Consider the following 11370-nt stretch of genomic DNA (forward strand, 5'->3'; position numbering starts at 1 on the left):
CACCGGCGCGGGAGCCTCAGGAAAGGGCTGCCGCCAGAGCGGCGGCGGCCTTCGCCACCAGGGCGTTCCGGCGCGGCGCGGCGGGCTCCGCCATGGTGGTCAGCACGGCGAGCTCCAGGGGCGGCCGGCCCGGAGGCCAGGCGATGCCCACGTTGTTGTTGGTCCCGTACGACCCGGCGCCCGTCTTGTCCCCGATCACCCAGTCGCGGGGCAGGCCGGCACGGAACCGGTCGACGCTCGTCGTGCTGGACACCAGCCAGCGCGTCAGGAGCTCCCGGTGCCGCGGGGCGAGCGCGTCGCCGAGCACGAGCCGCCCGTAGGTACGGGCGATGGCCCGGGGGCTGGTCGTGTCGGTCACCCGCGACGGCTCGGCCGAGTTCAGCTCCGGCTCCCAGCGGTCGAGCCGTGTCGTGCGGTCCCCGAGGGAGCGGCAGAACCGGGTGATCGCCGTGGGCCCGCCCAGCTCGCGCAGCAGCAGGTTCGCGGCGCAGTTGTCGCTCTGGGCGATGGCCGCCGAGCACAGCTCGGCCACCGTCAGTCCGCCGGCGATGTTCTCGGGCCGTTCGGTCACCAGGCCGCCGCCCGCGGAGGTGACGTCGCCTTGCGAGTAGTGGATCCGCCGGGCGAGGAACTCGCCGTCACGGTCCAGGTCCCGCAGCACGGCCGCCGCGGCCGGTGTCTTGAACACCGAGCACATGGGGAACAGCTCGTCGGCGCGGTACCGCACCGTCCGGCCCGTGCCCGTGTCCCGCGCGTACGCCCCCACCCGTGCGCCGTACTCGCGCTCCAGCGCGCGCAGCTGCCGGACGGCCCCGCCCCCGCCCTCCGCACCGGGCGTCGCCGCACGGGCCGCGCCCGCCGGCAGCGCCGCGGTCAGCGCCACTCCCGCTCCCAGAGTCAGTAATGCACGACGGGTCTGCTCCACGTCGCCTCTCCTCTCCCTTTGACGGTCACGTGGCGGCAAAGACGCCGAAGAAGATCAATCCGGTTGCGTCCCGTGCTCCGGTCAGTGGGCCGGAGCCGGAGCCGGAGCCGGAGCCGGGGCCGGGGCCGGGGCCGAGGCGTGGGTGGGGCCCTGCTCGCGCACCGCCCAGGGGGAGCCGTACGCCGTCAGCAGGTCGAGGAACGGGAGCGGCGGCAGGGCCTCGGGGCCCAGGACACCGGACCCGGACCACACGCCGGTCGCGAGCAGTTCGAGAGCCACCACCGGGTTGACGGCGGTCTGCCAGACGACAGCCTGCGAGCCGTACTCACGCATGGACCACTGGTTGTCGACCACGTGGTAGAGGTACACCTCGCGCGGCAGGCCGTCCCTGGTGCCCTTGACCCAGGTGCCGGCGCAGGTCTTCCCCGTCATACGGTCCCCGAGCGTCGCCGGGTCGGGCAGGCAGGCGGCGACCACGTCGCGCGGCGAGACGCGGACCTCGGCGCCGTCCTCGCCGCGGACCGGGACCCGGACGGTGGAGTCCAGGCCCAGCGCGTGCAGCGCCTTGAGCTTGCCGATGAAGTCGTCGCCGAGGCCGTACTTGAAGGTGACCCGGCGGGCCCCGACCCAGCGCGGCACGAGAAGGACCTCCTCGTGCTCCACGTTGACGCACTCGACCGGCCCGATGCCCTCGGGGAAGTCGAAGACCTCCGGCTCGCTGAACGGCTCGGTGGTGAACCAGCCGCGCTCGCTCTCGTACACCACCGGTGGGTTCAGGCACTCCTCGATCGTCGTCCAGATGTTGAAGGACGGGGCGAAGTCGTAGCCCTCGACGGTCAGGTTCGCTCCGTCGCGGATGCCGATCTCCTCGATGTCGTCGAAGAGCTCGTCGGCTGCGTAACGGGCGAAGACGTCCGACAGCCCGGGCTCGACACCCATGCCGACCAGCGCCATGCGGTCCGACTTCTCCCACTCCGCGGCCCGTTCGAACTGCTCGTCGCCGAGCTTCACCCCGCACTCGCCGTGCGGGTCGTCCGGGTGCGGGCGGGAGAGGGACATCGCCATGTCGACGTAGTGGCTGCCCGCCGCCAGCGCGGCGTCGAACAGGGGCATCACGAAGCGTGGGTCGGTGGCGTTCATCAGTACGTCGCAGCCGCGTTCGGTGAGCAGCTCCGTCACCGCCGCCTCGTCGGAGGCGTCGACACGGCACGCGCTGAACCGTTGCTCGCCGGCGCCCAGGACCGCGACGGCGGCCTCCGCGCGGGCCAGGTCGTAGTCGGCGACGACGAAGTGGTCGAAGAAGCCACGGCGGGCCGCGATCTTGGTGATCGCGCTCCCGACACCGCCGGCACCCACAAGCAGAACACGCATGGCTCGGTCCTTTCCCGGTGAGGCGTCCGCCTCAGAGGGCTGATGGAACCGGGCGTCCCGAGTTAAGGTCAATGGTGTTGGCATAAGACCGGCGCGTCACGGAGGAGGGCGGAGATGGCGAAGGCCGTGGTCCCGGAGGAGGCCCGCAGGCGGCGCCGGCCGACGCGGCAGGGGACGGTGCTCTCCGAGAAGCTGATCGTCGAGACGGCGCTGCGGATGGTGCGCGAGCACGGCAGCGCGGGCCTGTCCGCCCGGCGCCTCGGCGCGGCCCTGGGCGCGGACCCCAGCACCCTCTACCGGTACTTCGAGGGCATGGACGGGCTCACCCTCGCCATGGGCGAGGAGCTGATCGGCCGGGCGCTCGCCGGCTGGGCCCCCACCGGACGGTGGCGCGACGACCTGCGCGCCCTGGGCTTGCGCATCCACGGCGCCTACCTCGCCCACCCGCAGGCCGCCCTGCTGACCACGAGCCGGGTCACCGGCCGCCCGCGGGAGATCGCGGCCGACGAGGCGATCCTGGGCATCCTGCGCGGTGCCGGGTTCGGCGACGAGGACGCGGTGCGGATCTACCACGCCTACATCGACCAGAGCCTGGCCTTCGCGGCCCTCGACGCGGGCCCCCTCGCCCTGACGGACGAGGCACGCGCGTCCGACGAGGAGCGCTGGGAGTCGACGTACGCCCGCCTGCCGGCCGACGACTACCCGAACATCGCGGCCACCGCGGGGCTGCTGGCATCCCGGATGCCCCACAGCGCCTACCCGGTCGCCCTGGAGATGCTGCTGGAGACGGCGGAGCGGCAACTGGCGGACGCCGGGGACTGAGCCGGGGCGGGGCCCGGGCGGGGTCCCGGGCATCGGCAGTCCGGGCACGCACTGCCGGCCCCCTCCGCGTCTGCCCCCGGCGCCACGCCCGGCCAACGGTGCCCCCCTGTGTGTTAGCCCGGCGCCGGACCGGGCAGGCGCAAGGGCGGAACAGAACGCGGAACAGAACGCGGAACAGGACGCGGAACAGAGCATGGAACCGCCCGGGAGGAACCGATGAAGGCCTCGACCGTCGCGTACAAGCCCGTGGGGATGGCCCTCGGCGCCCTCGGAGGCGCGCTGGCCGGCATCGCGTTCAAACAGCTGTGGATGCGGCTCGGCCACGAGGGTGACGCACCGAACGCCACCGACGAGGACCGGTCGTGGCGCGAGATCCTCATCGCCGCGACGCTGCAGGGCGCCGTCTTCGCCCTGGTCAAGGCGGCCATCGACCGCGGCGGTGCCGTGGCCGTCAGGCGCCTCACCGGCACCTGGCCGGACTGACCGGCTCCGGCGCGTAACCACCTGTGCCTCGGCGCGGCCGGACCGTGAGTGAGTGCCGGCGCGTGCCCACCGTGAGCGCGGGGCTGCGGACCGCGACGCCCCGCACGGGCGTGCGATACGTTGCCCGCCATGAGCGCCCTCGAACACGTCGCCTGGCCGACTGCCCTACGGACCGAGCGGCTCGTGCTCCGCGAATCCGACGCCCGGGACCGCCCGGCGTTCATCGAGCTGTTCGCCTCGCCGGAGGTACGCACGTACCTCGGTGGCCCCCGCCCGCGTGACGAGCTGGACCGCGCGATGCCCGAGGTGCCCGGGCGGCGCCCGGGATTCTTCGTGATCGAGCTCGACGGGACGATGATCGGCATGATCACGCTCGACCCGCGCGACACGAGCAGGCCGGGGCACGTCCGTCCAGACGCCGGGGAGACCGAACTGAGCTACACCTTCCTCCCGCACGTCTGGGGCCGCGGCTACGCGGCAGAGGCGTGCGCGGCGGCCCTCGACTGGTTCACCGCGGTGTGCCCCGGCGAGCCCGTGGTCCTGTGCACCCGGAGCGCCAACGACCGTTCCATGCGCCTCGCGGCGAAGCTCGGCTTCACGGAGGTGGAGCGGTTCGAGGAGTTCGGCGCCGAGCAGTGGTTCGGCGTGCGCTCCCCGGTCGCCCCCTCTGCCCGACCGTGTTGGCGGCCACGGCAGGATCTGCGGTGAGAGCGCTCCCTTTCCGTCGGCTCCGTCGAATTCGTCGAACCGCGCACTCCGGTTTATGCTCCGGCGGTGCCGTCCGCCTCCTTGTCCGCGGACGGCCCCACCGTGCGCGGAACGTTCCAGGAGCTCAGAGTTGATCGGTCGTCAGGAAGAACGGGCGGCCATCGCCGAAGCGCTCTCACCGCGTACGACGGCAGCGTCCGTCCTGCTGCTCGGAGAGCCCGGGGTCGGCAAGACCCTGCTGCTGGACACCACGGTCGACGAGGCCCGGCACGCCGGGACCCGGGTGCTGCGAGTCCGTGGCAACGCCGCCGAGACCGAACTCGCCTTCGCCGGCCTGCACCAGCTGCTGCACCCCGTACTGGACGGGGCGGACGCCCTGCCGGTCCGCCAACGCACCGCGCTGCTCGCCGCCTTCGGGCTCGGCGACGACCCCGCGCCGCCCGACCTCATGATGATGAGCCTGGCCGTCCTGACCCTCACCTCGCAGGTCGCCTCCACCGGCCGGCTGCTGCTCGCCGTGGACGACGCCCAGTGGCTCGACCACGGAAGCCGCCAGGTGCTCGGGTTCCTCGCCCGGCGCCTCGCCGGCGAGTCGATCGCGCTGCTCGTCGCGGTCCGCGGCTCCCACCGCCCCGACTGGCTCGACCCCTCCGTCCCGCAGGTCGTGGTGTCCCCGCTCGCCCCCGCCGAGGCGGAGGAACTGCTCGGCACCCAGCCGGATCCGCCCGTCGGCCCGACCCGGAGCCACGTGCTCGCCACCGCTGCCGGCAACCCCCTCGCCCTGGTGGAACTGGCCCGTTCCGTGGCCCGGGACGGCCGGCTGCCCGCCGCGGGACCTGTGCCCGTGCCCGTCACCGACCTGCTGGAGCGGACCTTCGCCGCCCGGGTGGACGAGCTGCCCGCGGCGACGCGCGAGGCCCTGATGGTCGCGGCCGCCGCCGACGGCGCGGGCCTGGCCGACGTACTGGCCGCACTGCCGGCCGGATCCGGCACCGAGGTGTGGCTGCCGGCCGAACGGGCCGGGCTGGTACGGCTGCACGCCGACCGCATCGACTTCTGCCACCCCCTGATCCGTTCGGCGGTCTACGGCTCCGCCCCCTTCACCGAGCGGCGCCGCGCCCACCTGGCCCTCGCGGACGCCCTCGCCGGTGACCCCGACCGCCGCGCCTGGCAGCTGTCGGCCGCCACCGTGACCCCCGAGGAGCCGGTCGCCCTCGCCCTGGAGGCCGCGGCCGTGCGGGCGCTCGGCCGGGGCGCCGTCGCCGAGGCGCTGGCCGGGCTGGAGCGGGCCGCGGAACTGCACCCGGCCCCGACCGAACGGGCGCGCCTGCAGGCGACCGCGGCGTACGCGGCCGTCGTCGCGGGCGACATCGCCAGGGCCGAGGAGCTCGCCGCACGGGCCTCGCGGCTCGACACGGACCCGGACGCGCTGCGCTGGATATCGGCCTTCAGCGGGCTCGTCGAGATGCTGATGCTGCGGATGGAGCGGGCGTTCTGCCTGGTCGTACCGGACGAGCTGCCCGGGGCGGCGCAGATCGACGGCGGGGTCTCCACCATCGCGACAGGCATCGTCCACCACTCGGGCATCCCCGCCCAGCGCGAGCGGGTCCGGCCGATGCTGGCCGCCCGCTCCGGCGCCGAGGGGATGGACACGCACCCCTTCCACCTCTGGGACATCGGCGTCACCGACCCCTTCCTGTACGGCGAGGAGGTGCGCGGCCGGCTGCCTGCCGTCACCACGGCCCCCGGCCTGATCCCCACTCAGAAGCACACCCTCGGGGTCCTGTGCATGCTGCTCGACGAGACCGAGACCGCGGTGAGCCTGCTGGGCGACGTGGTGAACCCGCAGTGGGAGGACGCGGCGGACTTCCACGCCGGAACCACCGCCGCCGACCTGGCCCTGGCCAACCTCGACGGCGGCCGGTGGGCCGACGCCCGCCTCGGCGTCGAACGGCTCGCGGACCGGGCCCTCGCCGGGCAGCGCAACCTCGGAACCGTACGCGCGCTCGCCGTCCTTGCGACCCTGTGCGCCCTGACCGGGGAGACCGGGGCCGCCCGGCGGCACGCGGCCGCGGTGCTGGCCGTCACCGAACCGGCCTGCGCGCTGGCCACCACGGTCCGCGCCCGCAGGGCCGCCGCCTTCGCCGCCACGGCCCTCGGCGACCACGTCACCGCCCACCACCACCTGCGGGCGCTCTTCGACGGATCGGGGGAGCCCGCCCACTACCACTTGTCCTGCTACGCCGTCGCGGACCTCGCGGCCGCGGCCGTGCTCACCGGCCGGGCCGACGACGCCCACCGTGTCCTGGAACGGGTCGGGGCCGCGGTCGGCGGCGGGGCCTCGCCGCGGCTGCGGCAGATCCTGCTGCGGGCCGAGGCCCTGCTGGCCGGACCGGCCCAAGCCGACGCGTGCTTCCGCGAGGCGCTGGAGGAACCGGCCGGACAGCGGTGGCCGTTCGAACGCGGTCAGATCTGGCTGGAGTACGGCGAGTGGCTGCGCCGGCAGCGGCAGATCGCCGAGGCCCGTGCGGCCCTCACCAAGGCGCGCGAGATCTTCGAAGGGCTGGGCGCCGCGCCCTGGGGCGAGCGGGCCGAGGCCGAGCTGCGGGCGGCCGGCGTGGTCGTCGAGCCGGCCCGCCCCAGCGCTCTGCGGTCCCTGACACCGCAGCGGCAGCGGATCGTCAGGCTGGCAGCGCAGGGCCTGACCAACCGGGAGATCGGCGAGCGGCTCTTCCTCTCGCCCCGGACCGTGGGCACGCACCTCTACCAGGCCTTCCCGGCCCTGGGGGTGACCTCGCGCGGTCAGCTGCGCGACATCGTCGAACGGGAGCCGGGCGACTGAGGCATACGGGAGCCGGGCGACTGAGGCGTCCGGCCACCGCGCAAGTCATGTGACGGATGGCAGCGGTGCCGCCCGGTCCGAGAGTGGGGAACAGCAACGACCGCACCGCACCCGGAGCCCCCCATGCCCGACGTCGTGTCCACCTCGCCGCTGTCGCCCACCGATCGGGCGGAGTACTGGCACACCCTGGTGTCCGGCACTTTCATCCCGCTCGACGTCGTCCTGCACGAACGCGAGCCCTCGGCGGGGACGATCGCCAGCCGGCGGCTCGGACCGCTGCAGATCTCCGTGGTCGAGGCCGGCCCGCAGACGGTGTCGCGCAGCGAGCGCCGGATCGCGCAGGGCGGTGCGGAGTACCTGACCGTCACCCTCCACCAGCGGGGTACCGCCCGGCTCACCCAGGACGGCCGGCAGGCCCTGGTACGACCGGGCACCTTCACCTGCTCGGACGCCGGGCGGCCCTACCGCAGGGAACAGCCGGACGACTTCCGCTTCACCGCGTTCCGGGTGCCGAAGCAGGGGCTGGGAGTCTCCGAGGACGACCTGAGGGCCGTCACCGGAACCCTGTTCAGCGGCAGTTCCGGCACGTCGGGGCTGGTCGCCGGATATCTGGCCCGGCTGGCCGAGCAGGCCGGGGACTTCGACCCGTACACGGGCCACCAGCTCGCCCTCACCACGGCCGACCTGCTGGCCGTGCTGGTCCGTGAACGCCGGGGACTGCTGGACCCGCAGGCGCCGGAGGCGGCCCGCGGCATGCTGGCCCGCGTCAAGGAGTACGTCCTGTGCCACCTCGGCGACCCCGGGCTCTCGCCGCAGCGGATCGCGGCGGCGCACCACGTCTCCGTGCGCTACCTGCACAAGCTGTTCCGCTCCGACGGGACCACGGTGGGCCGCTGGATCCACCGGGAACGGCTGGAGCGGTGCCGGCGCGAGCTGTCCCGTCCCCCTGGCGCCACCGTGCCCGTCTCGGCGGTGGCCCAGCGCTGGGGTTTCGTCAGCCCCTCCCATTTCAGCCGGGCCTTCCGCACCGCCTACGGGATGTCACCCAGGCAGTGGCAGGCCGACGCCCGGACCCGGAACGGACCGGACCCGGACGCGGCCTGACGGAGGAGAGGCGGTGCCGGTCGGCTCACAGGGTGCGGCGCACGCCCGCCTGCCGCCCGACATCGCGCAGCTGCACGCCGCGCCGACGGGCACGGCCGCCTCGATGGCGGCCAGGTCCGCCCCGGGGACGACCCGGCGGCCGAGCGCGTCGACGACCAGGGTGGCGGGCCGACGAGCCCGGCGAGCTCGCGCTCGTCGCAGCAGAGGGCCAGGATCCGGCCGTCCTTGACGGCGAGGGCACGGGCCCGGGGACGGGCCGGGTCCCCCCGTGAAGACCTTCGCGTTGCGCAGGACGAGGTCGGCCGTGGAGCCGTCGGGCCGCTGCGGGGCCGGGCGTATGCCGGCCACGGGCATGCCGGGTGCGCCGCTCATGCCAGGGCCTCGCGCAGGGTGTCGACGGCGAGTCCGATGGCGAGCGTCGCGGCCGCGGTCTCGCGCAGGGCGTTCAGCATGACGAAGTCGTGGATGGTGCCCAGCGCGCGCAGCGCGGTGACGGGTACCCCGGCGGCCCGCAGCTTCGCGGCGTACGCCTCGCCCTCGTCGCGCAGGACGTCCGCCTCGGCCGTGATCACCAGGGCCGGGGGCAGCCCGGTGAGCTGCTCGGTGCCGGCCCGCAGCGGGGACGCGGTGATCTCCGTGCGCTGCGCCGGGTCGGTCGTGTACTGGTCCCAGAACCAGCGCATGGCGTCGCGGCGCAGGAAGTAGCCCTCGGCGAACTGCAGGTAGGACTCGCTGTCGAAGGAGGCGTCGGTCACCGGGTAGAAGAGGACCTGCTGGACGAGGCGGACGTCGCCGCGCTCCTTGGCCATCAGGGTGAGGGCGGCGCTCATGTTGCCGCCCACCGAGTCGCCGGCGACGGCGAGGCGGCCGCCGTCGAGTCCGTGCCGGCCGCCCTCGGTGGTGATCCACCGGGCGACGGCGTAGTTCTGCTCGATGGCCACCGGGTAGCGGGCCTCGGGGGAGAGGTCGTACTCGGGGAAGACCACGGCCGCCCCGGCGCCGACGGCGAGTTCGCGCACCAGCCGGTCGTGGGTGTGGGCATTGCCGAAGACCCAGCCGGCGCCGTGGATGTAGAGGATCACGGGCAGCGGGCCGGTGGAGCCGGCCGGGCGGACGACGCGGATGCGGACCTCGCCGGTGGGGCCACAGGGCACGGCGAGCCATTCCTCCTCCACGGGCGGGAGGACGACGCCGTCGCCGCTCTGGACGTCGTCCACGGCCTTGCGGCCGTCGGCGACGGGGATCTCGTAGAGGAACGGCGGCTTGGCGGTGGCGTCCGCGAAGGCCTGGGCGGCGGGCTCCAGGACGGGGCGGCTGGACATGGTGGAACTCCTTCGGGGAAGCGGGGAAGCGGGGAAGCGAGGAAGCGAGGAAGCGGGAAAGTGACGGGCGGCCGGCGGGTACGGTGCCCAGGATCACGCCGGCGGCCGCTCCCGGTCGGGAGACGGCCACCGGCGCGCCGGAGCGGGACCCGCTCAGCCGAGGAAGGCGAGCAGGGCCGAGTTGACCTCGTCGGCGTGGGTCCACAGCAGGCCGTGCGAGCCGCCGGGGACGGTCACCAGCCGGGCTCCGGCGATGCTGCGCGCCAGCGGGATCGCGGTGGAGTCGATCGGCAGGGTGCGGTCGGCGTCGCCGTGGATGATCAGCGTGGGGACGTCGATGCGGGGGAGGTCCCCGCGGAAGTCGGTCAGCCAGGCCTGTACGCACCACAGCGGGTACGGCGTCAGTCCGAGCACCCGGTCGAGGGACCAGGCCCCGGACCGGTGGCGGCCAGGGCGGCGGCGGTGCCGATCAGGACGAGCGGGTACTCGTAGCCGTCGTTCTGCGCCCACAGGCCGTTGTGCCATTTCACGGTGACGGCCACGGTCATGACCCCGACGGCGCCTGTCGCGGCGAGCGGGGTCAGCAGGCCGGCGGCGAGCAGCGCTCCGGACCCGATCTGGCCGGCGCCCGCCGCGGGAGCGGTGAGGGTCCCGCCGCGGAACCCGTCGGCGCGGAACTCCCTCGCACCGCCGCCGAGTCCGCGTCCTCCGAGGTGCGAGCTGACCTTCTGGACGCCATGGCCGGCGATCAGCAGGCCGGCAGCAGCCGCAGCAGGAGCAGGCCGGTGTCCAGGGACGTCATCCGGCCGCGTGCGCGCCGATGACGGCCTGCGCGTAGACGACACCCAGGCCGTAGGCGCCCGCGTGCTCCTTGACGATCTCCATGACGGCGCCGTAGGACTCCGTACGGGCCCAGTCGCGCTGGAGTTCGAGGAGAACCTGCAGCCAGGTGACGGGGACCGCGCCGGCGGCGGTCATCCGCTGGATGGCGTGCTCGTGGGCGGCCGGGGTCACACCGCCCGAGGCGTCGGTGACCACGTACACCTCGTATCCCTGGGCGAGCGCGGAGAGCGCGGGCAGCACCAGGCAGACCTCGGTCCACAGGCCGGAGAGGACGATCTTCCTGCGGCCGGTGGCCCGGACCGCCTCGACCAGCGCCTCGTCCTCCCAGGCGTTCATGCTGGTGCGGTCCACGGCCTGCCGGCCCGGGAACACGGCGCCCAGCTGCGGGAGCAGAGGCCCGGAGAAGGATTCCGCGGCGACGGTGGTCAGTACGGCCGGCACGTCGAACGCGCGGGCCGCCTTCGCGAGGCCCACCGTGCTGTTGATGATCGCGGCCCGGTCCCCGCTTCCCGTGCCGAAGAACATCTGGGGCTGGTGGTCGATGAAGAGCATGACCGAGTTGGCGGGCGTGAGCAGGTCCGCGCTCGGGGCGGCATGGACCTGGGAGACGTCGAACACGAGGGATGTCCTCTCGGGAAAGGCGGAAGGAGAAGCGGAAGCGGCCGCCGCGGTGTTCCCGCGGCCTGCTGTCCGGTCACCGTAGGTCCGCGCCGACCGGCCCGGTTGCCCGTCCGCGCCCGGCGATTTGCCCACGAGCGCACCGCCGCACCGGTGCTTTCCGAAAAACCCGGGGCACGGGTCCGCCGCAAGGGTGAGGATCGGCCATATCAGTGGCGCGATATACACCTTAATTCGATCACGGCATCGTGCTTGGATGGCGCCGCCCCGGTAATTCGTTTACGGCTTGACGGTTTTGACGAACCGGCGGTAACTCCGCGAAGCGCCCAGGT

At 74.0% G+C, this 11370-nt stretch carries 9 protein-coding genes and 1 pseudogene; 5 read left to right on the top strand and 5 right to left on the bottom strand.

Translation table 11 applies throughout. The features are described from left to right. Positions 1-16: 16 nt before the first annotated feature. On the bottom strand, positions 17-883 hold the full coding sequence (gene bla / locus AAT21_RS06180) for a class A beta-lactamase (protein WP_235438699.1): 867 nt from the start codon (positions 881-883) through the stop codon (positions 17-19). A gap of 123 nt (positions 884-1006) precedes the next feature. After that, entirely contained in the window at positions 1007-2296 is a 1290-nt protein-coding gene (locus tag AAT21_RS06185; RefSeq protein WP_235438700.1) for a saccharopine dehydrogenase family protein, read from the bottom strand. A 114-nt stretch (positions 2297-2410) separates the two neighbouring features. On the opposite strand from AAT21_RS06185, the gene AAT21_RS06190 reads away from it, so the two are divergent. From AAT21_RS06190 to AAT21_RS06210, 5 genes are all read left to right on the top strand, one after another. Next, on the top strand, positions 2411-3118 hold the full coding sequence (locus tag AAT21_RS06190; RefSeq protein WP_046775759.1) for a TetR/AcrR family transcriptional regulator: 708 nt from the start codon (positions 2411-2413) through the stop codon (positions 3116-3118). A gap of 216 nt (positions 3119-3334) precedes the next feature. Further along, a complete protein-coding gene (locus tag AAT21_RS06195; RefSeq protein ID WP_046775760.1) occupies positions 3335-3601 on the top strand; it encodes a DUF4235 domain-containing protein in 267 nt (88 codons plus the stop codon). 129 nt (positions 3602-3730) lie between these two features. Beyond that, a complete protein-coding gene (locus tag AAT21_RS06200; protein ID WP_046775761.1) occupies positions 3731-4309 on the top strand; it encodes a GNAT family N-acetyltransferase in 579 nt (192 codons plus the stop codon). Between the two features lie 130 nt (positions 4310-4439). Beyond that, positions 4440-7151, top strand: coding sequence for a helix-turn-helix transcriptional regulator (locus AAT21_RS06205; RefSeq protein WP_046775762.1), 2712 nt, complete (start codon positions 4440-4442; stop codon positions 7149-7151). A gap of 123 nt (positions 7152-7274) precedes the next feature. Beyond that, the gene (locus tag AAT21_RS06210) at positions 7275-8255 is read left to right on the top strand and encodes a helix-turn-helix domain-containing protein (protein ID WP_046775763.1); all 981 of its coding nucleotides are present in this window, start codon (positions 7275-7277) and stop codon (positions 8253-8255) included. Between the two features lie 368 nt (positions 8256-8623). Here the strand turns inward: AAT21_RS06210 and AAT21_RS06215 are convergent, their stop codons facing one another. The 3 genes and pseudogenes from AAT21_RS06215 to AAT21_RS06225 all read right to left on the bottom strand — a co-directional run bounded on the left by AAT21_RS06215 (position 8624) and on the right by AAT21_RS06225 (position 11038). Beyond that, entirely contained in the window at positions 8624-9577 is a 954-nt protein-coding gene (locus tag AAT21_RS06215; protein ID WP_046775764.1) for an alpha/beta hydrolase, read from the bottom strand. A gap of 384 nt (positions 9578-9961) precedes the next feature. Then, positions 9962-10370, bottom strand: a pseudogene (locus AAT21_RS06220) (DoxX family protein); the annotation flags it as partial. Positions 10371-10375: 5 nt separating this feature from the next. Beyond that, on the bottom strand, positions 10376-11038 hold the full coding sequence (locus AAT21_RS06225; RefSeq protein WP_046775765.1) for a hydrolase: 663 nt from the start codon (positions 11036-11038) through the stop codon (positions 10376-10378). Positions 11039-11370: the final 332 nt, after the last annotated feature.

The sequence above is a fragment of the Streptomyces yangpuensis genome, assembly GCF_001005295.1.
In the GTDB taxonomy this organism is placed as follows: Bacteria; Actinomycetota; Actinomycetes; order Streptomycetales; family Streptomycetaceae; genus Streptomyces; species Streptomyces yangpuensis.

Excerpts from the sequence above, each read along its gene's own strand:
- AAT21_RS06185 (WP_235438700.1), bottom strand. The coding sequence starts at position 2,296 with ATGCGTGTTCTGCTTGTGGGTGCCGGCGGTGTCGGGAGCGCGATCACC.
- AAT21_RS06190 (WP_046775759.1), top strand. The coding sequence starts at position 2,411 with ATGGCGAAGGCCGTGGTCCCGGAGGAGGCCCGCAGGCGGCGCCGGCCG.
- AAT21_RS06195 (WP_046775760.1), top strand. The coding sequence starts at position 3,335 with ATGAAGGCCTCGACCGTCGCGTACAAGCCCGTGGGGATGGCCCTCGGC.
- AAT21_RS06200 (WP_046775761.1), top strand. The coding sequence starts at position 3,731 with ATGAGCGCCCTCGAACACGTCGCCTGGCCGACTGCCCTACGGACCGAG.
- AAT21_RS06210 (WP_046775763.1), top strand. The coding sequence starts at position 7,275 with ATGCCCGACGTCGTGTCCACCTCGCCGCTGTCGCCCACCGATCGGGCG.
- AAT21_RS06215 (WP_046775764.1), bottom strand. The coding sequence starts at position 9,577 with ATGTCCAGCCGCCCCGTCCTGGAGCCCGCCGCCCAGGCCTTCGCGGAC.